This window comes from Streptomyces sp. NPDC090022 (assembly GCF_044748145.1).
Classification (GTDB): Bacteria; Actinomycetota; Actinomycetes; order Streptomycetales; family Streptomycetaceae; genus Streptomyces.
In genome coordinates, this window is record NZ_JBIVFN010000035.1 from 15,562 (window position 1) to 37,326 (window position 21,765).

The window sequence follows — 21,765 nt, forward strand, 5'->3', positions numbered from 1 at the left end:
TCGGGCTCGCCGTGCAGCTGCGGCTGGCCGGGGTGCGCCCCGGCGCGCGGCTGCTCGTGCACGCCGCGCTCGGCGGGACCGGGCTGTCCCCGACGGCGCTGCGGGACGCGCTGGTCGGCGTACTCGGCCCGCGCGGCACCCTCGTCGTGCCCGCCTTCACCCCGGAGAACTCGACCACCTCCAGCGCCCATCTGGCCCGGATCCGCGGCATGGACGAGGACGAGGTGCGCGCCTTCCGCGACCGGATGCCCGCCTTCGACCCGCGCCGCACCCCGAGCCAGGGCATGGGCGCGTTCGCCGAGGCGGTGCGCACCGCGCCGGGGGCCGCGCGCAGCGCGCATCCGCAGACCTCGTTCGCGGCGCTCGGCCGGGATGCGGAACGGATCTGTGCCGATCATCGGCTGACCTGCCATGTGGGGGAGGAGTCACCGCTGGGGACGCTGTGCTGGGAGGGGGGCCAGGTACTCATGATCAATGTGGGATTCTCCGCCTGTACGGCGTTCCATCTCGCGGAGTACCGAATTCCCAAGCCCCCCTTGCGCATGTACGCGTGTGTGGTGAACCTACCGGGGGGTGATCAGTGGACCGCATACGAGGACGTCGCGCTCGACGACGGTGATTTCGAGCGGATCGGCAAGGATTTCCCGGATTCCCTGGTGCGCCGGGGGCGGCTGGACGGGGTCGGTGGGAGGGCGGAGACGATGCTGTTCTCGCTGCCCGACGCGGTCGACCACGCCCTGGCCTGGATGACCGAAAACAGACGCTGATTGACTGAACCATGAGGGGATGTGGTGAAGCAGCTCCGGAATGATGTTTCTCTCGCATCTTCGGGACGGGGGTCGTGTGCCCGCATCAGTGCAGCCGTACTTCTTTCTCAGCTATGCGCATACGCCGAGATTCGGGGCCGGGGGGCCCGACCCCGACATGTGGGTCGAGCGGCTCTTCCGTGATCTCTGCAGCCATGTGATGGCGCTGACCGATCTTCCGGCCGGGTCCGACGCCGGTTTCATGGACCGCGAGATACGCAGCGGCGAGGGCTGGTCGGAGCGGCTCGGCGCGGCACTGGCCACCTGCCGGGTCTTCGTCCCCCTGTTCTCGCCGCGGTACTTCGCCAGTGAGATGTGCGGCAAGGAGTGGTTCGCCTTCGCCCAGCGGGCGATCCGGCACGGCGCGGCCAACAACACCAACGCCGAGGCCATCGTGCCCGCCCTGTGGGTGCCGGTCCCGCCGGCGCAGCTGCCGGGCCCGGCCGAACGGCTGCAGTTCAACCACAACACCTTCGGGGACCGCTACGTCACCGACGGCCTGTACGGCCTGATCAAGCTGCGCGGGTACGCCGAGCAGTACGAGCGGGCGGTGTACGAGCTCGCCAAGCGCATCGTCCGGGTCGCCGAGTCCGTCCGCCTCGACTCCAGCCGCCCCCTGGACTACCGGGGCGTCCCCAGCGCGTTCGGCCCGCGCGGCGCCGTCCCGGGCGGCACCGCCCGTTCCCTGCACGTGTCGGTGGCCGCGGCCACCCGGCACGACCTTCCCGAGGGCCGCAGCCCCGAGTACTACGGGGACTCCGCCCTGGACTGGAACCCCTACCACCCGGCCGCGCAGCGGCCCGTGGCCCACCTCGCCGAGGAGCTGGTCCGCACCCTGAACTACCGGACGACGATGGCCTCCTTCGACGACGAGGCCGGGCACTTCGACAGCAAGTCGCCGCCCACCCGCCCGGAGATCCTGATCGTCGACCGCTGGGCGGTGGCCGACGAGCAGCGGCGCCGGCGGCTGGCCGCCTTCGACCAGGAGCCCCGGCCGTGGGTGAGCGTGGTGGTGCCGTGGAACCGCTACGACCACCAGAGCCGCGCGAAGGAGAGGGAGTTGGTGCAGCAGCTGGAGGAGACCATGCCGGTCACGATGGGCCAGGGCCGGGCCGCCTGCCGGGCCGCCGCCAACGGCGTGGCCAACATGGAGACGCTCGGGCAGATCCTGCCGCAGGTGGTCGAGGCCGCCGCCCAGCAGTTCCTCAGACACGCCCAGGTGTACCCGCCGGCGGGCGGGGCGCACACCGAACGGCCCCGGCTGCTCGGGCCGATGGGAATGACCGGTCCGGGCCCGTCACGGCCGGTCCCGTTCCCGTCCGACGCGGGGAACGCCGACCAGACCACCGATGCGGGGGACGCCGAATGACAGCCAGTCGTGACGGACGCATCGTCACTTTCTACTCGTACAAGGGCGGTACCGGCCGGACCATGGCGCTGGCCAACACCGCCTGGATCCTCGCCGCCAACGGCAAGCGGGTCCTGGCGGTGGACTGGGACCTGGAGGCACCCGGCCTGCACCGGTTCTTCCACCCCTTCCTCGACCCCTCCACGCTCGGCGCGACCACCGGGGTCATCGACCTGATCAGCGAGTACGCGTGGGCGGCGACCAGCCCCGTGCAGCGCGCCGACGACTGGCACAAGGACTACGCGCGGATCCAGCCGCACGCGGTCTCCCTCACCCCGGAGACCCTGGGCTGGCAGTTCCCCGACGGCGGCACCCTCGACTTCGTCTCGGCCGGCCGGCAGAACCGCGAGTACTCGGCGACCGTGTCCACCTTCGACTGGGACAACTTCTACGACCGCCTGGGCGGCGGGCACTTCTTCGACGCGTTACGCGACGACATGAAGCACAACTACGACTACGTCCTGATCGACAGCCGCACCGGCCTGTCCGACATCGCGGACATCTGCACCGTGCACCTGCCCGACATCCTGGTGGACTGCTTCACCCTCTCCGACCAGTCCATCGACGGGGCCGCCGCCGTCGCCCGCCAGATCGACGACCGCTTCGGCGACCGCGGCATCACGATCTACCCCGTCCCGATGCGCATCGACGAGGGCGAGAAGGAGAAGGCGGACGCGGGCCGGGCCCTGGCCCGCCTGAAGTTCGACCGCTTCCCCAGCGGGCTCGCCGGGGACGACCTCACCTCCTACTGGGGCGCGGTGGAGATCCCGTACCGGCCCTACTACGCGTACGAGGAGACGCTCGCGACCTTCGGCGACGAGGCGGGGCTGACCAACTCCCTGCTCTCCGCGTTCGAGCGGCTGACCACGGTGGTCAGCGGCGGCGAGGTCACGGCCATGCCCTCCGTCAACGAGGAGGTGCGGCTGCGCATCCGCGACGCCTTCACGCGCCGCCGCCCCGCGCTGCCCGCCGACCTCTTCCTGTCGTACGTCGCCGAGAACCGCATGTGGGCCGACTGGATCGAGTCGGTGCTCACCCGGGCCGGCTTCCGCGTGGTGCCCCGGGACGTCTCCGCCGAGCGGCCGGCGCACACCGCGCCCGGCGACACGCTGGGCGGGGCCGGGTTCGGCATCGACACCGCCGCCCGCACCGTGGTGCTGCTCTCCAGCGCGTACCTGAAGTCCGCGCGCGCCGTGGACGTGTGGGAGCGGGCCGCCGCCGAGGACCCGACCGGCGGGCGGCGCCAGCTCATACCCCTGCGGGTGGGCGACGTACGGCTGAGCACCCCGTACATCGACCGCAACCCCGTGGACCTGTTCCGCCTCGACGAGGTGCACGCGACGGCGGCGCTGCTGCGGGCCGTGGAGCGGCCCATGGCGCCGGCCGACACGGTGGCGGGCACCTCCGGGCCCGGGCCGCGCTTCCCGGGCACCGTGCCCAAGATCTGGAACGCGCCGCCCCGCAACCCCGGGTTCACCGGCCGGTCGATCGTGCTGGAGCGGATGCGCGACCAGCTCGGCGGCGGCATGGCCGTGGTCCTGCCGCAGCCGCAGACCCTGTACGGGCTCGGCGGGGTCGGCAAGACGCAGGTGGCGCTGGAGTACGTGCACCGCTTCATGGCGGACTACGACCTGGTGTGGTGGATCTCCTCGGAGCAGACCGACGACGTGGTCGCGGGCCTGGCGGAGCTCGCCGTACGGCTGGGGGCGCAGGCCGGCGAGGACATGGCGGCCGCCTCCCAGGAGGCCATCGACCTGCTGCGGCGCGGGGTGCCCTCCGCGCGCTGGCTGCTGGTCTTCGACAACGCCGACGACCCCGAGGCCCTGAAACGGTTCTTCCCGCCGGGCGGGCCCGGGCACGTGCTGGTGACCTCCCGCAACCAGAGCTGGTCGCAGTACGGCGACGCGCTGTCCGTCGACGTGTTCCTGCGCGAGGAGTCGGTGGAGCACCTCCAGCGGCGCGCCCCGGGGCTGACCAAGGACGACGCCGAGCAGGTGGCGATCGCGGTCGGTGACCTGCCGCTGGCGGTCGAGCAGGCCGGCGCCTGGATCGCGGAGACCGCGACGCCCGTCTCGGCGTATCTGGAGCAGCTGGCCCAGCAGGCCGCGCGGGTCCTGGCGCTGAACCAGCCGGCGGGCTACCCGGAGCCGGTGGCGGCCACCTGGAACGTGTCGATAGAGCGGCTGCAGTCCCGCTCGCCGGCGGCCGTGCGGCTGCTCCAGCTGTGCGCCTTCTTCGCCCCGGAGCCGATCAGCGCCAACCTCCTCTACAGCAAGGAGATGATCGACGCGCTCAAGCCGTACGACTCCTCGTTGCAGGAGAAGCTGGTGCTGGGCCGGGTCATCCGGGAGATCGGCCGGTTCGCGCTGGCCAAGGTCGACCAGGTCGGCAACAGCATCCAGGTGCACCGGCTGGTGCAGGCGGTGATCCGGGCGCAGCTGACCGAGGAGGAGCAGCGCGAGGCGCGGCACGCGGTGCACCGGGTGCTGGCGGGGGCCCGGCCGGACGACGACGAGCCGATCGACAACCCGGGGACATGGCCGCGGTTCAACACGATCTGGCCGCACCTGACCCCGTCGGAGGCCCGGTTCTGCAAGGAGCCGGAGACCCGGCGGCTGCTGATCGACCGGGTGCGCTACCTGTGGAAGCGCGGTGACTTCAAGGCCGCGTACCAGCTGGGCGAGGAGCTGCGCGAGTCCTGGCGGGAGATGCTCGGCAACGACGACCTCCAGTACCTGTACCTGCGCTTCCACCTGTCCAACATCCTGCGCTCGCAGGGGCGGTTCGTGGAGGCCAAGGAGCTGGACGAGGTCACCCTGGAGCGGCAGCGGGCGGCGCTGGGCCCCTCGCACCCGCACACGTACATGACCACCAGCGGTCTGGCGATGGACCTGGGCGCGCTGGGGCGGTACGGGGAGGCGATGGAGCTGGCGACGGCCGCCCACGAGGGGTTCGGGCAGATCTTCCACGAGGCGCATCCGCGCACCCTGGCCGCCGCGAACAACCTGGCGCTGAACCTGCGCATGGTCGGTCAGTACGCGCGGGCCCGCGAGATCGACCAGGAGGTCTTCGACCGGCGCACCGAGGTGCTGGGCCCGGAGCACCCCTACACCCTGTCCTCGGCCCAGAACCTGGCCCGTGACCTGCGTGAGGTCGGCCGCTACGACGACTCGGTGCAGCTGCTGAGCCGTACGTACGAGATCTACAAGCGGCAGCTGGGCCGCGCCTTCCCGGGCACGCTGTCGGCGGCCAAGAACCTCGCCGTGTCGCTGCGCCGGGCCGGCGAGCTGGAGGACGCGCGGCGGCTGACCACGGCGACCCGCAACCGGTACCGGGCCAAGTACACCTCGGTCAACCCGGACCTGCTGGCCTGTGAACTGAACATGGCCTCCGACCTGTACGCGACCGGGGACACGGCCGCGGCCCGGGACCTGGCCCAGGAGGTGGTGGACGAGTACATGAAGGTGCCGGGCGAGCGGCACCCGTACACGCTGGCCGCGCTGAACAACCTGGCGGTCTTCCACTGGGGGACGGGCGCGCCGGAGACGGCCGAGCCGATGCTGCGCCAGACGATCCGCCTGATGCAGGACGTGCTGGGCGACATGCACCCGCACACCATCTTCGCGCACCTGAACCTGGCCAACGCGCTCGCCGACCTCGGCGATCCGCGGGGCGCGCTGGAGGTCGAGCGGGCGGCGGCGGCCCGGCTGCGCGAGGCGCTGGGCACGCACCACCCGGAGACCCTGGCGTTGACCTCGAACATGGCGGTCAGCCTGGACGCGGTGGGCCGCAAGGAGGAGGCCGCGCGGGTGCGCTCCGAGGTGGTGCACGAACTGGCGCGGCTGCTGGGCGAGGAGCACGGGCTCACGCGCTTCGCCCGCGACGAGCGCCGGGTCCACCGCGACCTGGAGCCCCTGGCAGTGTGATCCGCCGGCCGGTGGTGCGGGCGCGGCGGCCGGGCGGCTGCCGGGCCTGCCGGGCCCGCACCACCGGCGAACCGATCGATCGGCAACCTGGGGGGCGCTGTGACGCACAGCATGACCTTTCGCAACGACGACCTGCCGGCGCTCTTCCACCACACCGACCGGGCGGCGGTCTCCCGGCAGCGGGAGTCCACCCGGGCCACGCGCGCCCAGCTGCTGCTGCTCGTGGCGGCGGCGGCCGCGGCGGCCCTGCCCGCCTCACCGGAGCTCGGCGGGGTGCACCTGTTCGGGGCGCTGAGCGCGCTGGCGTACGCGGGGGTGCTGGGGGTGGGGATCGTGGCCACCCGGCGGCGGGCCCGGCCGCAGTGGCAGCTCAACCGGAGCGCCGCGGAGTTCATCAAGTCGCTGGCGTGGCGGTACGCGGTGCACGGGGCGCCGTTCGGCACCGATGTGGCCGACCCGGCGGAGGTGTACCGCACCCGTCTGGAGAAGGGCCTGGACGAGCTGCGCAAGATGGGCTGGTCGGACCCGCGCGGCAGCGGTCAGGTGCCGCCGGGCGCGGAGATCACGGAGGCGATGGAACGGCTGCGGGAGCTGACGTACCAGGTGCGGCGGGAGACGTACGTACGGGACCGGCTGATCGAGCAGCGCACCTGGTACCGGCGTCGCACCGAGGTGTCGCGGCGGGCGACCGCGCTGTGGTCGTGGTCGATCGTGCTGCTGACCTGTCTGGCGCTGCTGTTCGCGCTGCTGGGCACCTTCGGTACGGGCCCCGGGGCGCGGCTGACGGGCCTGCTGAGCGCTGCGGCCGCGGCCGGGATCGCCTGGAACGAGGTACGCCGCCACCATCCGCTGATCGAGGCGCACACCCTGATCGAGCAGGACCTGGCGGCGATGATGGTGGTGATGCAGACGACGATCACGCAGGCGCAATGGCCGTCGGCGGTGTACGAGACCGAGCGCTACGTCTCGCCGCAGCACACGGACTGGCTGGCGCGGCACAGCAGTTGAGCCGGCCGGGCGGGTGCCCCGGCCCGGCGCCCCGCCCCGTTCAGTCCCGTCGCACGCCCTCGCGCCAGATGACGGTGACCGGCTTGCCCCGGTCGCGGGCGTAGGCGACGATCTCGGCGGTGCCGCCGTGGCCGCGGGCCGGCTGGCCGTCCCAGACGGCCAGCAGGCGGTCGCAGGAGTCGGCGATGAACGTGCCGGCCGCGTAGTAGGCCTCGTCGGTGGAGCGGTCGAAGTCCATGCGGATCTGCTGGGTCGCCAGGCGTCGCAGGCGGCGGTAGCGGGCCAGCGAGGCGGCGTCCTCGAAGGCCTCCTCGTAGTCGGCGCTGGGGATCACCACGGTGAGGTCGGCCCCGCAGTCGAGGGCGATCGCCGCGAACATCTGGTCGGCGCCGTCCGCGAGGCTGGACAGGGCCTCCAGCGGGCCTTCGTGGCCGGCCAGGAGGGCCCGCAGCCGGTCCTCCACATGGCCGCGCACCTCGTCCGGAATGATCCGGTGCCCGGTCACGCCGATCCGCTTCATACGCGCCCCTCCCCCGTCGACAACCGCGCAACCCCCGGACATCCTCCCAGAAGGCGGGGGGACGTCCAGGGGTGCGGACGGGGCGCGCGGGGACCGACGGGCGGAGCCCCCGGGCTCAGTAGACGCTCACTCCGTACGCGCTGAGCGCCTCGGTGACGGGCTGGAAGAAGGTCGTCCCGCCGGAGCTGCAGTTGCCGCTGCCGCCGGAGGTGAGGCCGACGGCGCGGGTGCCCGAGTAGAGCGGGCCGCCGCTGTCGCCGGGTTCGGCGCAGACATTGGTGCGGATCATGCCGTAGACGATGTCGCCGCCGCCGTAGTTGACGGTGGCGTTCAGACCGGTGACCTGGCCGCTGTGGGTGCCGGTGGTGGAGCCCCGGCGGGTCACGGACATGCCGACGGAGGCGTTGACGGCGCTGGTGATGTCCTGGCCGCCGACGGTGCCGGGGTGGGCGAGGGAGGTGTTGTCGTAACGGACCAGCCCGTAGTCGTTGTTGGGGAAGCTGGAGCCGACGGTCGCGCCGATGGCGGTGGTACGGGCGGAGTTGGTCCACCAGGTGCCGGCGCCGTCGGTGCAGTGCCCGGCGGTCAGGACGTAGTAGGTGCTGCCGCTGCGGACGTTGAAACCGAGCGAGCAGCGCCAGCTCGTGGCGTAGATGGCGTCGCCGCCCGAGATCAGTTTGGTGAGGCGGCCCGGGGTGCGCTCGATGCGCAGCGCCCCGGCGTCCGCGCCCGCCTCCCGGCGGATGCGGGCGAGGGCGGCCTCGGAGACGGTGGAGTCGGCGGCGACCACCAGCGTCCCGGTGGCCGGGTCGGTGTGCCAGGCGGTTCCGGCGACATCGGCGCGCAGGACCGATGCCCCGACGGCGGCCAGCCGGTCGGCGCTGAGTCCGCCGTCGCGCGGGTCCGCCGTGGCGGCGGTGGGCGCGGCGAGTGCGGCGACGGCGGCCAGTCCGGCGGCGACGGCCAACAGTCGGGTGGGGGTGATGCGCTTGATCCTCACTTCTCGTCCTCCCATGAGGGATCGAGGGCCCCGTGTCGTGGGGGTGGGGCCCGGTGAGGCGCAGTCGGGGGCACGACCCGGCGCACACGCATTGGCCGTGCTCCTGACAAGCGCTGCTGGGGAGTGTCGTGGCGTCAGAAAGGGGTCGCAAGAGCGGCTTTCAGCCGCCGCTCGCCCGCCGCCACCTCGAAGGGCAGCGTGTTGCCGGGCGGCGGGAACGGGCAGATGAAGTGGTCGGCGAAGGCGCAGGGCGGCAGCAGGGCCCGGTTGAAGTCCACCGTGACACGGCCGTCGTCCGCGGGGGCGCCGGGCTTGAGGAAACGGAAGCGGTAGCTGGTCAGTGTGCTGGTGACATCGGCGAACACGGCCCACAGGCTGCCGTCCCCGTCGTCGACGCTCACGTGCAGTATGTGCCCGGCGCCGTCGTGCTCGAAGTGCAGCTCGCCGCCGAGGCCGAGCCCGCGCACGTGCCCGTCAGCGTTCTCGACCCGTACGGTCCGGTCCGCTCCGTAGGGGCGGAAGCGGCCGGGCAGCACGAAGGCCGGATCGTACGGAGTGGCCTCGATCCCCAGGAAGCCGGAGCGCGCCGGGGCGTCCGGGTCGAAGACGCGCACCGCCCAGGCCCCTTCCCGGCGGATGACCACCAGGTGCAGCGCCCCGGCCGCGAGCCGGGACCGGGCGGGCGGCCCGTCGTCGGCGTCCAGGACGGCCTCGCCGGCCAGGGGCGCGCCGTCGAGGGTGATCCCGTCCTGCGGGGCGGCCGTGAGCACGACGGCGTCCGCGCCCCGTACGCCCCGTGCTGCGCGCCAGTGACCCGGAACGGCCGGAATTCGACCTTCCGGGTAGTCGGAGAGCCAGTGGGCCCCGGTCAGCGCGAGGGGCCCGTAGGGCGCGGACACCGTCTCCACCCGGTGTTCGTGCCAGTGCTGCCAGGCTGTCGAGGCGTCATCGCTCATGCCGGACAAGGCTTCCACACCCGCGCGCGCGGAGCGCGGGCGCAGTAGGCCGTACGGACCTGCGGGCGGACTGGTGGAGCTGAGTGGGGGTCAGTCGCAGGGGCAGCAGCAGCCGTCGCAGCAGTCGCAGGCGTCGCACCAGGGGTCCCGCTTCTTGCGCGACCACGGGCCCTCGTACTCGGTGCAGCAGATCTGGCAGGTGCAGAAGAGGCCGACGGCCACCACGCACCCGGCCAGCAGCCCGCGCCGCGGCTTCTGCTCGGGCCCGCCGGAGCCGCCGTAGCCGCCGTGACCGCCGGATCCGCCGTGGCCACCGTGATCGCCGTGGCCACCGGGCGCGCCCGGACCGCCGTACGGATTCTGCCCGTGCGGGGGCTGGCCGTACGGGTTCTGGCCGTGCGGGGGCTGGCCGTACGGACCCTGGCCGTACGGGTTCTGGCCGTACGGGCCCGGGCCGGCGGCCGAGGCGGTGGCGGCGTGGCCGCAGCCGCGCGTGCCGAAGGCCCGGTCGACCGAGGTGCGCAGTTCGTGCACCAGCAGCCGGTGCGCCAGCCCCGCGTCCACGAACTCGACCTCGCGCAGCGCCAGGCGTATGCCGTGCAGCGCGTCGTCGCACAGCCGGCGGGCCTCGGTCAGCGAGGTGCCGGTGGCGTCCAGCGGGTTCCAGGCGCCCGCCGCGCGGTCGGCGGCGAGGTCCTCGACCGCATCCAGCAGGTGCGCGAGCCGCCCGAAGTAGCGGCCCGCCTCGGCGAGCGCGGTGGCATTGCCGGGGCGTCCGGCCAGGTGCGCGGTGTGCGCGAAGGCCGCCGCGGTCGCGGTCTCGGTCGGCTCGGTGACCACGAGCACCGGCGTGCCGAGCCCGGCCAGCGACTCGATGCCCGCCTGCCGGTCGACGGCGTCGACGAGCACCGCGGTGTCGAAGCCGAGCGAGGCACCGGTCCGCGCGCCGGCCCGGTCCCAGCCGCGGGCGACGCTGCGGGCGGCGGCGGCCAGCGGCTTGCGCGCCAACACGCCGTCGCGGTCGGCGACGTGGTCGCGCAGCTTCGCCGAGGCGAGCACCAGCGACACGGCGGCGGCGAGCCGCGCGCCCTCGCCGTTGGCCACGTCGGCGGTGCGCAGGCCACGCAGCGGACACGGCCCGGCCGTACGGCGCGCGCCGGGAGCCGGGCCCGACTGAGCCTCCGTCAGGACGGAGGCGAGCAGGCCGTCGTAGTTGGTGACGATGCGGGCGAACTGGCCGTGGTCCTTGCGAAGTGCCAGGCAGAGGCCGCAGAGATGGGCTATCCACTCCGTCTTCAAGCGGTCCCCGAGCCGGTGCGTGCAAGGTCTGACGATGCCGAACAACTGGCTCCCCCGATGTGTGGTGCGCGTACGTGCGGGGCATCGTACCGACCCTGATCCGTCACCCGTACGTCCGCCGTGGCCACCCGGACGGAGGCAGTGGTCGTATTTTCACTCAGTCAGCAGTGTGAGCTGCCAGGAACCTTGAGCGTGCAACGGATGTTCTGCACCAGTACCGTCACGAAACCCCTGCGCGGCGGCTATCCACTTGGCGCGTTGTCAGCATCATGGACGACCATAGGGACGCGGAGAGAAGAAGAACGACAGACCGCGGTGAAAGGAGGCGTCCATGGGTTCGGTGCGCAAGGCGAGTGCGTGGCTTGGTCTCGTGGAGGACAGCGACGACGAGCGTTACTACGACGACGACTACGCGGAGGCACCGCAGGGTCCGCACTCCGGCGACCAGTGGGTCACCGACCCGCGGGTGAAGGTGGCCTCCGACTCGGCCGTCGAGCAGGGCCGGCGCATCGCGACGGTCACGCCGGACGGCTTCCGGGACGCGCGCGGCATCGGCGAACTGTTCCGCGAGGGCGTGCCCGTCATCGTCAACCTGTCCTCGATGGACCCGGCCGACGCCAAGCGCGTGGTCGACTTCGCGGCCGGCCTGACCTTCGGCCTGCGGGGCTCGATCGAGCGGGTGGCGACCAGGGTCTTCCTGCTGACCCCGGCCGACACCCAGATCGTCAACGGCGAACCGGGCGGGCGCCCGGCGGACGGCTTCTTCAACCAGAGCTGAGCGAGGCACTCACCGGAAGGCGTCGAGCCCGGTGAGCGCCTTGCCCAGCACCAGCTGGTGCATCTCGACGGTGCCCTCGTAGGTCAGCACCGACTCCAGGTTGGTCGCGTGCCGCATGACGGGGTACTCCAGCGAGATCCCGTTCGCGCCGAGGATCGTACGCGCGGTCCGGCAGATCTCGATCGCCTCACGGACGTTGTTGAGCTTGCCGAAGCTGATCTGCTCCGGCCGCAGGGTACCGGCGTCCATACGGCGGCCCAGGTGGTGGGCGAGCAGGATGCCCTTGTGCAGTTCCAGCGCCATGTCGGCGAGCTTGGCCTGGGTGAGCTGGAAGCCACCGATCGGCCGACCGAACTGCTCCCGCGTCCTCGCGTAGTCGAGCGCGGCCTCGAAACTCGCGCGTGCCGCGCCCATGGAGCCCCAGACGATCCCGTACCGGGCGTGGCTGAGACAGCTGAGCGGGCCCTTGAGCCCGGTGACTCCCGCAAGCACCGCGTCGGCGGGCAGCCGTACGTCGTCCATGACGAGCTCGCTGGTGACGGACGCCCGCAGCGACCACTTGTGCTTGATCTCGGGGGCGGTGAAGCCGGGCGTGTCCGTGGGGACGGCGAACCCGCGGATCCCCTCGTCGGTCTGCGCCCAGACGACGGCCACGGCGGCGACACTGCCGTTGGTGATCCACATCTTGCGGCCGTTCAGCACCCAGTCGGTGCCGTCGCGCTTGGCGTAGGTGCGCATGGCGGCGGGGTCGGAGCCGACGTCGGGCTCGGTCAGCCCGAAGCAGCCGATGAGTTCACCGGCGGCCATGCCGGGCAGCCAGCGCTGCTTCTGCTCCTCGGAGCCGTAGCGGTGGATGGCGTACATGGCGAGGGACCCCTGCACGGACACCAGGGAGCGGATCCCGGAGTCGGCGGCCTCCAGCTCCAGGCAGGCGAGCCCGTACTGGACGGCGGAGGCCCCGGCGCAGCCGTACCCCTCCAGCGACATGCCGAGCGCCCCGAGCGCGCCGAGCTCCCGCGCGAGCTCGCGGATCCCGGGCAGCTCGCCGTTCTCGTACCACTCGGCGATGTGCGGCAGCACCCGGTCGGCGGCCCAGCCGCGGACGGTGTCCCGGACGGCGAGGTCCTCGGGGCTGAGCAGCTCGTCGATCCCGAGCGGATCGTGGGGCAGGAACAAGGGGACTCCTGGCGACCTGGGGTGCGGTGGGCGGGGCCGTTGCGGCGGCCGCCCCGACGCTATGCGCCCCACCGCCCCACGTCCACCCCTCCCCTGTCCAGCCCCACCGGGCACCTTCCAGCCCCGCCGGGCAACCATCCAGCCCCGCCGGCGTTTGAGGCGCGGGGGCTCGGGGGCGGAGCCCCCGGTTCGGGAAGGGGCGGGGTGGGGAAAAGGCACCGCGCAGCGGCAAGCCCCGCCCGGGGGAAGGGTCAGGCCGGGCGGCCCGGGACCGGGGCATGGTCCGGCTTCGCCGGGGCCGGGATCTTCGGGCCGGCGACCGGCGACTTCGGCTGGGCCTGGCCCGGGCCGGGGCCCGGGGCGTCCGCCCCGTCCGCATCCGCCGCGCACTCCATCGCCTTCGGCAGCTTCAACGCCATCACGGCCCCCGCCAACAGCAGCCCCGCGCTGACCACCAGCGTCACGTGCAGCCCGTACACGAACGAGGTCCGCGCCGCCGTGTACAGCGCGTCACCCGCCGCCCCGCCGAGGTGCCCGGCGATCGCGTACGCCTCGCCGAGCGAGTGCGCGGCGCCCGCCGCCTGATCGGCCGGCACGCCGGCCACGTCCGCCAGCCCCGGCGCGTACGCCGCGTTCATCACGCTGCCGAGCAGCGCGATCCCCATCCCCGCGCCCAGCTGGTACGACGTCTCGCCGATGGCCGCGGCGCCGCCCGCCGCCTCCACCGGAGCCTCGCTCAGCATCGACTCGTACGCGGCGAACAGCGTCGTCTGGAGCCCGAAGCCCAGCAGGACGAAGCCGGCCGTCAGCAGCACCGGCCGGTCGTGCAGCCCCATCAGCGTCAGCAGCAGCACGGCCAGCGCGGTCAGCACGAAGCCGAGCGACACCATCGTGCGCGGGCCGACGCGGTGCAGGGTGTACGAACCGGTGGCCCCCGCCGCCATCGCGGCGAACGTGAGCGGCAGCAGCCGCAGGCCGGTCTCCAGCGGGCTCAGGTGCAGCACCAGTTGCAGGTACTGGACGGCCAGCAGCTCCAGCCCGACCAGCGCCAGCATGGCGAGCACGATGCAGCCGACCGACGTGGTGAAGGTGGCGCGCGAGAACATCCGCATGTCGATCAGCGGGTGCGCCCGCCGCTTCTGGCGCCGTACGAACAGCACCAGCAGCGCCGCTCCGAGCAGCAGCGGCACCAGCGCCTTGAGGTCCAGCAGGTTCTGGCCGGCGCCCGCCCGCTTGACGCCGAGGACGACGCCGAGCACGCCGGCGGCGGCGGTCAGCGCGCCGAGCACGTCCCACGGGCCGTCCGACGCGCCCCGCGACTCCGGCAGCAGCCAGCGGCCGACCGGCAGGATCAGCGCCATCAGCGGGATGTTGATGAGGAAGACCGAGCCCCACCAGTAGTGCTGGACGAGGAAGCCGCCGAGCACCGGCCCGCTGGCCGCGCCGATGGCGGCCACGGCGGTCCAGATGCCGATGGCCAGCGCCCGCTCCCGCCGGTCGGGGAAGACCTGGCGCAGGATCGACAGGGTGGCCGGCATGATCATCGCGCCGCCGATGCCGAGGAGGGCGCGGGCGGCGATGAGCACGGAGGCGTTGTCGGCGAAGGCGGCGATCGCGGAGGCGACGCCGAAGAGTCCGTAACCGAGGAGGAGGATGCGGCGGCGCCCGACGCGGTCGCCGAGCGTGCCGAAGAGGATCAGGAGGGAGGCGCAGACGAGCGGGTACGCGTCGACGATCCACAGCAGTTCGATCGCGCCGGGGCGCAGGTCCTCGGTGACGGCGGGGACGGCGACGTGCAGGATCGTCGCGTCGAGGGCGACGAGGACCAGGCTGACGCACAGGACGGCCAGGACGAGCCAGCGATTGGTGCCGCCGGCGACGGCGGTCAGCCGCGCCCGTGCCTGCCAGGGGGAAGGGGTCCGGTTGTGGCCGCCCGGGTTCGTCCCCGACATGCATGTACCTCCCAGGTGATCCCTCGCACGCGGCGGACCAGCGTGGTGACGTGCCGCGGGTGAGCGGCGCGGTTACGGGGTCCGGCATCGACACGCGAGTGAAAAGTCAGCGTACGCGAGTTCGGTGATGGGTCACGTGGTCAAGCTCTCACCCTGGTGGCCGCCCGTGTGTGGCATGCGCCACTCGCCCTCCCCCCGCGTACACGCCCGCTCACGGCCCGTGGTTCTCCTCCGGCGCCGGTCATCGGGCCGGCACCGCGGCGCCACCGATAATCATGCCTGTGAAAGATCATGGTTTTCGCCGGGCCGCGCCCGCGCCGCGGCCGGCCGGGCCGACGCCGACGCCGACGTCGGCCGGACCGACGCTGCGCCGGGCCGCGCCCGCCCTCGCGGGTTTCGCGGCGGTCCGGCTGCTGGGGCTCGCGGTGCTCGCCGTGTGGTCCGCGGCGGCGGGCAGCAGCCCCCACACCCTGCTCTCGGCCCGCTGGGACTCGCTCTGGTACGCGCGGGTCGCCGCCGAGGGGTACGGGTACGAGATCGTGCTGCCCGACGGGGACGTCCATTCCAACCTGGCGTTCTTCCCGCTGCTGCCCTGGCTGGAGCGGGCGGTGGCGGCGGTGACGGGGCTGTCGTACGGCAGTGCGGGCCTGGTGGTCTCGGCGCTGGCCTCGCTCGCCGCGGCCTGGGGGATCTTCGCGGTCGCCGATCTCCTGTACGGGCGCCGGGCCGGAACGTGCGCGGCGGTGGCGTGGGCGGCGCTGCCGGTCGGCATCGTGCAGTCGATGGCGTACAGCGAGGCGCTGTTCACGGCGCTCGCCGCCTGGGCGCTGTACGGCGCCCTGCGCGGCCAGTGGCTCACGGCGGGCCTGCTGGCGGCGGGCGCGGGGCTGACCCGGCCGGTCGGGGCGGCCGTCGTGGCCGGGGTCTGGGTGGCGGCGGCGCTCGCGTGGCGGCGCGGCGAGGGGTCCTGGCGGACGGTGGCCGGCGTGCTACTGGCGCCGCTGGGGGCGGCGGCGTACGTGCTGTGGGTGGGCGCGCGCACCGGCCGGGGTGTGCTGGGGTACCTGGACGTGCAGGCCGGCTGGGGCAACGGCTTCGACGGGGGCTGGGCCTTCGCCCGGTTCGTCGGGGACAAGCTGGCCTCGCCGGCGTTCGCGGCCGGGATCGGGCTGATCGCCGGCGTGGCCCTGGTGCTGTGGCTGTACCGGCTGTGCGTGAAGCAGCGCCAGCCGGCCGCGCTGCTCGTCTACTGCGGGATCGTGGTTGCGCTGGCACTGTGCGCGTCGGGGTACTTCGGGTCGAAGCCGCGGCTGCTGCTGCCCGCCTTCCCGCTGCTGCTGCCGGTGGCCGCCCTGCTGGCCCGGTGGCGGACGGCGCGGGCGGGGGCCGCGCTGGGGGCGGCGGCGCTGGCCGCGGCGGCGTACGGCGCCTTCTGGCTGAACGGCTCCGGACCGCCGTAGCCGGACGGCTCCGGGCCCCCGTGGCGGAAGGCTCCATTCCAAGTCGGCTTTTCCGCAAGGAATTGAGCGCCCGAAATAATGACGAGGTAAGCGCACAGGGCGAATTGCGGGCACGTTTCGAGATAACTCGAACGCCGTCACGGATTAACCGGAACAAAGCCCCGAACGAGACGCACTCCACATCACATGGTCATCACAAAGCCCGCGATTCGCCTGGGCCGCCCACTCGCGCGCGGTAACGTCGATTGAGTGCGTACCGACCATAAGTTCACCCGTCTGGAACGGGTCTTCGCCCGGCTGGACCGTGAACCCCAACGACCGGCTCATCTGCAGACGCCGCAGATGAGCCGGCACCGTGTCGTGCTCCTCAGTTCCACCCTCGCCTTCTACCTGGCGATCGTGGTGGCCGTCCTGACCACGTCCTGGCTCGTCCGGCTGGACTGGCAGATCATGTTCTTCCGGCCCTACGAGCAGTGGCCGCAACTCCACGCCTTCCTGGACTACCTCGTGGTCCTGGGCCAGCGCGGACCCACCGCGGTCATGGTGGCCGCGTGGCTGGGCTGGCGCTCCTGGCGGCAGCACACCCTGCGCCCGCTGATCACCCTGGGCGTGGCCCTGCTCCTGCTGAACGTCACCGTCGGCTCCGTCAAGCTCGGCCTCGGCCGGCTCGGCCCCCACTACGCGACGCAGATCGGCTCCGCCGAGCTCTTCGCGGGCGGCGATATATTTCCTTCGGGCCACACCGCCAACGCCGTCGTGACCTGGGGAATCCTGGCCTACCTGGCATCGACCGTGGTCACCCGGCGGGTGCTGTCGGTGGTCTCGGCCGTCGTCTCGCTGAGCGTCGGCGCCACCACCGTCTACCTCGGTACCCACTGGGTCAGCGACGTGCTGCTCGGCTGGTCCGCCGGCCTGCTGATCATGCTGGCGCTCCCCTGGTTCGAGCCGCTGATCGCCCGCACCGAGACGTGGATCTTCGACGTCCGCGACATGGTCCGCGGCCGGCGGGCCGGCTCCGCCCCGGCCCCGGCGGGTGCGCCGGTGGCGGCACAGGTCCCCTCGACCGGGTCGGCCGCGTCCGTCGCCACCGCCGCGCCGAGGGTGCTGTCGGCGCAGGCCAAGGTGCTGGTCCACCGGGCGGCGGGCGGCGGCCACGAGGAGGGCGGCGAGGCCGGTGCGGCCCCCGTCCCCGGCCATGCCACCGGTTCCCGTCCGGTCACCCACCTGCGGCCGCACGTCCTCCGCTCCGAGCGCACTCCGGTGACGCCGGCCGGCAGCCGCCGCCCGGCGCACACCGAACGCGCCGGCCGGACCCCCTCGGCCCGCCCGGTCACCGGCGGCTGAGGCCCTCCTTCCGTCGGGGCGGTACGCACCACCGGCCCCGGCGGCACCCCTCGTATCGCGGCCGCGGGCCGGGTCACCACCCGGCCCGCGGCCGTCTTTTCGTACGGATGCGTCAGCTCCGCGCCCAGCCGTTCCTCCGAGCCGGGTCACGCTTGGGTCACGGAATGTCGACAAGTGCTTCACCGTCAGACTTCGACGCGCCCGCCAGTTCCGGGCGCGTCGGCAATTCTTTTCCGGGCCTCGACACGCCCGGCGGAGAACGCCTTCCGAATTCCGCCCGGAGCGCCCCTGATTCGGGGCCGCCGATTTAGGCCGGCGCCCTCTGCCGATCGGTGCCGGCGGCCCATGGCGGGGAGCTGCGGCCGGGCACACAAGTCCCTCATCCTTTCTTCACTGGCGCGTCCGCGCACGCTCCCGGGCACCGCCCTGCGAGCATCGTGGCGAGTTCGACGCAGCCTCAGCGAGGGGACCATGGCCATGGGAACCGAAGCCGCACCGGCCCTCTCCGGGCCGCCGGCAGCCGCCCGGCGACCGGGCCGGGTCGTCGTGGACTGGCTGACCACGACCGACCACAAGAAGATCGGCCACCTCTACCTGGTGACCTCGTTCCTCTTCTTCCTGGCCGCCGGCGTCATGGCCCTGGTGATGCGTGCCGAGCTGGCCGAACCGGGCCTCCAGATCGTCTCCGCCGAACAGTTCAACCAGGCCTTCACCCTGCACGGCACGATCATGCTGCTGCTCTTCGCGACGCCGACCTTCGCCGGCTTCGCCAACGAGATCATGCCGCTCCAGATCGGCTCGCCCGACGTGGCGTTCCCCCGTCTGAACATGCTGTCGTACTGGTTCTTCCTCTTCGGCGGCCTGATCGTGATCGGCTCGCTGCTCACCCCACAGGGTCCGGCGGACTTCGGCTGGTTCGCCTATGCCCCGCTCAACAGCCTGGAGCGCAGCCCCGGGATCGGCGCCGACATGTGGATCATGGGGCTGGCGCTGGCCGGGTTCGGGACCATCCTGGGCGCCGTGAACTTCATCGTCACCATCGTCGGCCTGCGCGCGCCGGGGATGACGATGTTCCGGCTGCCCATCTTCACGTGGAACGTACTGTTCACGTCGATCCTGATCCTGTTCGCCTTCCCGGTGCTGGCCGCGGCCCTGCTCACCTTGGAGTCGGACCGGCGGTTCGGCTCGGTGGTCTTCCAGCCCCAGAACGGCGGCGCCCTGCTGTGGCAGCACCTCTTCTGGTTCTTCGGGCACCCGGAGGTCTACATCATCGCGCTGCCGTTCTTCGGGATCATCACCGAGATCCTGCCGGTCTTCTCGCGCAAGCCCGTCTTCGGCTACCTCACGCTGATCGGCGCGACCATGGCCATCACCGGGCTCTCGGTGGTCGTCTGGGCGCACCACATGTTCGCCACCGGCGCCGTCCTGCTGCCCTTCTTCTCCTTCCTGTCCTTCCTGATCGCGGTACCGACGGGCGTGAAGTTCTTCAACTGGGCCGGCACCATGCTGGGCGGCTCGCTGTCCTTCGAGACGCCCATGCTGTGGGCCGTCGGCTTCCTGGTCAGCTTCCTGCTGGGCGGGCTGACCGGGGTGATCCTGGCGTCACCGCCGATGGACTTCCACGTCACCGACTCCTACTTCGTGGTCGCCCACTTCCACTACGTCGTCTTCGGCACCGTCGTCTTCGCGACCTTCGCCGGCTTCTACTTCTGGTGGCCGAAGTTCACCGGCAAGCTGCTCGACGAGCGCCTGGGCAGGATCCAGTTCTGGACCCTCTTCGTCGGCTTCCACACCACGTTCCTGGTGCAGCACTGGCTGGGCGCGGAAGGCATGCCGCGCCGCTACGCCGACTACCTGGCCGCCGACGGCTTCACCACGCTCAACGCCGTGTCCACCATCGGCTCCTTCCTGCTGGGGCTCTCCACGCTGCCGTTCGTCTACAACGTCTGGAAGACCGCGAAGTACGCCCCCAGGGTCGAGGTCGACGACCCCTGGGGCTACGGCCGCTCCCTGGAGTGGGCGACCTCCTGCCCGCCGCCCCGGCACAACTTCCTCACCCTGCCTCCGGTCCGCTCCGAGTCGCCGGCCTTCGATCTGCACCACCCCGGGTTCGGTCCGCCGGGCCGGCCGGGGGCGCCGCCGGCCCGGCGGACCGGTCCGCCGCCCGCGCCAGCAGGTCCCGGGCGGCGGTGATCCGCTCCACCAGCTCGGGCGGCTCCAGGACCTCGAACTCCTGTCCCAGCAGCATCAGGTGCAGCACCAGCACATCGAGGCTCACGGCCCCGGTGCGCAGCAGGCAGCTGTGCTCGTCCAGCGGTTCCAGGGTCCCGTCGGCGGGTCCGATCGTCCCGGCCGCCTCCTGCGCCGGCACCTCCAGCCGTACGACGGCCCGGGCGGCGTACGCGCGCAGCGAGACGCCCTGGGAGACGTAGGCCGCGAGGTCCTCGGCCGGGGGCGTACGCGGCGCGAAGCGCGGGCCGTGCGGCGGGCGCGGCTCGATCCGGTCGGCGCGGAAGGTCCGCCAGTCCGCCCGGTCCACGTCCCAGGCGACCAGGTACCAGCGGCGCTCGCTGCACACCAGGCGGTGCGGCTCGACGGTACGGCGGGTGGCGGTGCCCTCGTGGTCGCGGTAGGCGAAGCGCAGGCGTTCGCCGTCGCGGCAGACGGCGGCCAGCTCGGTCAGGACGGCGGGGTCGACCGTGGAGCGCTGCTGGCCGCGCAGCATGGGCACGGTGAACTCGTTGAGCGTGGACACCCGGCGTCGCAGCCGGCCGGGCAGGACCTGCTCCAGCTTGGCCAGAGCCCGTACGGAGGCCTCCCCGATGCCCTCGACGCCGTTGCCGGCGGCGGTGCGCAGGCCGACGGCCACCGCCACCGCCTCGTCGTCGTCCAGCAGCAGCGGCGGCAGCTCGGCGCCCGCGCCCAGCTGGTAGCCGCCGCCGGTCCCGGGGCTGGCGTTGACCGGATAGCCGAGCTCGCGCAGCCGTTCGACGTCCCGGCGGACGGTACGCGGGGTCACGCCGAGACGCTCGGCGAGGTCGGCGCCGGTCCATTCGCGGTGCGCCTGCAAGAGGGACAACAGGCGCAGCAGTCGTGCGGAAGTCTCCAGCATGCCCCGAGTCTGCCGTACGCCCTCCCGGCCGGGCCTACGGTACGGCCCCCGGCTTCGCCGGGACCGGGGTCGTCGCGGAGGCCGGGTGCTTCGCCGGCAGCGCGGGCTTCCCGGAGGCCGACGGCGCCACCGGCTTCGCCTGGCCCGTGGGGGTCACCGGCTTCGCCTGGCCCGCGGAGGCCGACGGGGCCAGCGGCTTCGCCGGGGACGGCAGCCGGAGCAGGGTGCCCGGTGGGAGGGAGTGGGGGTCGGGGCCGATCGTGGCGCGGTTCGCCTCGTACAGCGCCGGCCAGCCCCCGACGGCCCTCCGCTTCCGGGCGATCGACAGCAGCGTCTCCCCCGCCCGCACCACGTGCCACCGCCCCGCCAGCCCGTACCGCTTCGCGCACACCGGCCACGCCTCCCAGCCCTGCGTGCCCAGCAGTTCCTCCCCGACCCGGATCTGCTGCTCCCGCGTCGCCAGGTCCGCGCGCGCCGCGAAGGCCAGGCCCCCGTGGTCCTCCCACGTCGGCTGCCAGAACTGGAGCCCGCCGTAGAAGCCGTTGCCGGTGTTGACGTGCCAGCGCCCGCTGCTCTCGCAGTCGGCGACGCAGTCCCACGGCCAGGTCCCGCCCGGCCCGCAGTCCCCCGGCCCGCTGCCGATCACCCCCGGCGAGCCGACCCCCGCCGCCACCCCACCCGGCCCGGGCGCGGGCGGCGGCGGCGCGGCCGCGGCCTCGGCGAACGACAACGGCAGCGTCAGCGTCAGCAGCGCGAGCAGCGGCGCCAGCACGGCGGCGGCAGCCGCCGCGGGCACGGCCGGCCACCGGATCCGGAGGTCGGGCACCGGATCACGCTAGGCAGCCCGCCCCGCCGTCCCCGGCCCGCCGCGCGGCGCCCCACCGCGGCCCACCCGGTCGGCCGACCCCACCCGGTTTCCGCAAACGGGCGATCTGTCGCAGCAACTGACCACAAACAGACACGAGTTGCACCGAACAGAACGCCACGGTCGGGCCCGTCACTCGTTCGGGGGCCCGGTTC

15 protein-coding genes and 1 pseudogene are annotated in these 21,765 nt (G+C 73.0%); 8 read left to right on the top strand and 8 right to left on the bottom strand.

The genetic code is table 11. The features are described 5' to 3' along the window. Nucleotides 1-11 precede the first annotated feature (11 nt). The 4 genes from ACIPXB_RS34605 (at nucleotide 12) to ACIPXB_RS34620 (ending at nucleotide 7,148) form a co-directional block, all read left to right on the top strand. On the top strand, nucleotides 12-767 hold the full coding sequence (locus ACIPXB_RS34605; RefSeq protein ID WP_401456548.1) for an aminoglycoside N(3)-acetyltransferase: 756 nt from the start codon (nucleotides 12-14) through the stop codon (nucleotides 765-767). A 43-nt stretch (nucleotides 768-810) separates the two neighbouring features. Beyond that, nucleotides 811-2,175, top strand: coding sequence for a TIR-like protein FxsC (locus ACIPXB_RS34610; RefSeq protein WP_401456625.1), 1,365 nt, complete (start codon nucleotides 811-813; stop codon nucleotides 2,173-2,175). Further along, a complete protein-coding gene (gene fxsT / locus ACIPXB_RS34615) occupies nucleotides 2,172-6,140 on the top strand; it encodes an FxSxx-COOH system tetratricopeptide repeat protein (RefSeq protein ID WP_401456549.1) in 3,969 nt (1,322 codons plus the stop codon). Before ACIPXB_RS34610 ends, fxsT begins: the two co-directional genes overlap by 4 nt. A gap of 111 nt (nucleotides 6,141-6,251) precedes the next feature. Beyond that, nucleotides 6,252-7,148: a DUF4231 domain-containing protein gene (locus ACIPXB_RS34620; protein ID WP_401456550.1), complete on the top strand. Its 897-nt coding sequence runs from the start codon at nucleotides 6,252-6,254 to the stop codon at nucleotides 7,146-7,148. Between the two features lie 40 nt (nucleotides 7,149-7,188). Here the strand turns inward: ACIPXB_RS34620 and ACIPXB_RS34625 are convergent, their stop codons facing one another. The 4 genes from ACIPXB_RS34625 to ACIPXB_RS34640 all read right to left on the bottom strand — a co-directional run bounded on the left by ACIPXB_RS34625 (nucleotide 7,189) and on the right by ACIPXB_RS34640 (nucleotide 10,968). Beyond that, on the bottom strand, nucleotides 7,189-7,668 hold the full coding sequence (locus tag ACIPXB_RS34625; protein WP_401456552.1) for a hypothetical protein: 480 nt from the start codon (nucleotides 7,666-7,668) through the stop codon (nucleotides 7,189-7,191). 115 nt (nucleotides 7,669-7,783) lie between these two features. Continuing rightward, entirely contained in the window at nucleotides 7,784-8,668 is an 885-nt protein-coding gene (locus ACIPXB_RS34630) for a S1 family peptidase (RefSeq protein ID WP_401456554.1), read from the bottom strand. A gap of 134 nt (nucleotides 8,669-8,802) precedes the next feature. Beyond that, a complete protein-coding gene (locus ACIPXB_RS34635; protein WP_401456556.1) occupies nucleotides 8,803-9,624 on the bottom strand; it encodes a DUF1684 domain-containing protein in 822 nt (273 codons plus the stop codon). Nucleotides 9,625-9,714: 90 nt separating this feature from the next. Continuing rightward, nucleotides 9,715-10,968 (bottom strand): DUF5685 family protein, encoded by a 1,254-nt coding sequence (locus tag ACIPXB_RS34640; RefSeq protein ID WP_401456558.1) that lies wholly within the window; start codon nucleotides 10,966-10,968, stop codon nucleotides 9,715-9,717. Nucleotides 10,969-11,254: 286 nt separating this feature from the next. Here ACIPXB_RS34640 and ACIPXB_RS34645 point away from each other — a divergent pair, with 286 nt between their 5' ends. Further along, nucleotides 11,255-11,701 (top strand): cell division protein SepF, encoded by a 447-nt coding sequence (locus tag ACIPXB_RS34645; protein WP_401456559.1) that lies wholly within the window; start codon nucleotides 11,255-11,257, stop codon nucleotides 11,699-11,701. A gap of 9 nt (nucleotides 11,702-11,710) precedes the next feature. On the opposite strand, the gene ACIPXB_RS34650 is transcribed toward ACIPXB_RS34645, so the two are convergent. Continuing rightward, entirely contained in the window at nucleotides 11,711-12,877 is a 1,167-nt protein-coding gene (locus tag ACIPXB_RS34650; RefSeq protein ID WP_401456561.1) for an acyl-CoA dehydrogenase family protein, read from the bottom strand. Between the two features lie 251 nt (nucleotides 12,878-13,128). Beyond that, complete coding sequence (locus ACIPXB_RS34655; RefSeq protein ID WP_401456562.1) at nucleotides 13,129-14,829, bottom strand: MFS transporter; 1,701 nt, start codon at nucleotides 14,827-14,829, stop codon at nucleotides 13,129-13,131. Nucleotides 14,830-15,104: 275 nt separating this feature from the next. Between ACIPXB_RS34655 and ACIPXB_RS34660 the strand changes: the two genes are divergently transcribed. The 3 genes and pseudogenes from ACIPXB_RS34660 to ACIPXB_RS34670 form a co-directional block, all read left to right on the top strand. Beyond that, nucleotides 15,105-16,289, top strand: a complete 1,185-nt coding sequence (locus tag ACIPXB_RS34660; RefSeq protein ID WP_401456564.1) for a hypothetical protein — start codon at nucleotides 15,105-15,107, stop codon at nucleotides 16,287-16,289. Between the two features lie 249 nt (nucleotides 16,290-16,538). Further along, nucleotides 16,539-17,633: a phosphatase PAP2 family protein gene (locus ACIPXB_RS34665; protein WP_401456566.1), complete on the top strand. Its 1,095-nt coding sequence runs from the start codon at nucleotides 16,539-16,541 to the stop codon at nucleotides 17,631-17,633. Nucleotides 17,634-18,110: 477 nt separating this feature from the next. Next, a pseudogene (locus ACIPXB_RS34670) lies at nucleotides 18,111-19,637 on the top strand (cbb3-type cytochrome c oxidase subunit I); the annotation flags it as partial. Between the two features lie 49 nt (nucleotides 19,638-19,686). Here the strand turns inward: ACIPXB_RS34670 and ACIPXB_RS34675 are convergent. Together ACIPXB_RS34675 and ACIPXB_RS34680 are read right to left on the bottom strand one after the other, a co-directional pair. Next, a complete protein-coding gene (locus ACIPXB_RS34675) occupies nucleotides 19,687-20,745 on the bottom strand; it encodes a helix-turn-helix transcriptional regulator (protein WP_401456567.1) in 1,059 nt (352 codons plus the stop codon). Nucleotides 20,746-20,779: 34 nt separating this feature from the next. After that, a complete protein-coding gene (locus tag ACIPXB_RS34680; RefSeq protein ID WP_401456568.1) occupies nucleotides 20,780-21,571 on the bottom strand; it encodes a transglycosylase family protein in 792 nt (263 codons plus the stop codon). Between the last annotated feature and the right edge of the window lie 194 nt (nucleotides 21,572-21,765).

Bases quoted from the DNA above. Each gene is read 5' to 3' on its own strand.
- ACIPXB_RS34635 (WP_401456556.1), bottom strand. From the start codon at position 9,624: ATGAGCGATGACGCCTCGACAGCCTGGCAGCACTGGCACGAACACCGG.
- ACIPXB_RS34645 (WP_401456559.1), top strand. From the start codon at position 11,255: ATGGGTTCGGTGCGCAAGGCGAGTGCGTGGCTTGGTCTCGTGGAGGAC.
- ACIPXB_RS34675 (WP_401456567.1), bottom strand. From the start codon at position 20,745: ATGCTGGAGACTTCCGCACGACTGCTGCGCCTGTTGTCCCTCTTGCAG.
- ACIPXB_RS34655 (WP_401456562.1), bottom strand. From the start codon at position 14,829: ATGTCGGGGACGAACCCGGGCGGCCACAACCGGACCCCTTCCCCCTGG.
- fxsT (WP_401456549.1), top strand. From the start codon at position 2,172: ATGACAGCCAGTCGTGACGGACGCATCGTCACTTTCTACTCGTACAAG.
- ACIPXB_RS34660 (WP_401456564.1), top strand. From the start codon at position 15,105: ATGCCTGTGAAAGATCATGGTTTTCGCCGGGCCGCGCCCGCGCCGCGG.
- ACIPXB_RS34620 (WP_401456550.1), top strand. From the start codon at position 6,252: ATGACCTTTCGCAACGACGACCTGCCGGCGCTCTTCCACCACACCGAC.
- ACIPXB_RS34610 (WP_401456625.1), top strand. From the start codon at position 811: ATGTTTCTCTCGCATCTTCGGGACGGGGGTCGTGTGCCCGCATCAGTG.
- ACIPXB_RS34625 (WP_401456552.1), bottom strand. From the start codon at position 7,668: ATGAAGCGGATCGGCGTGACCGGGCACCGGATCATTCCGGACGAGGTG.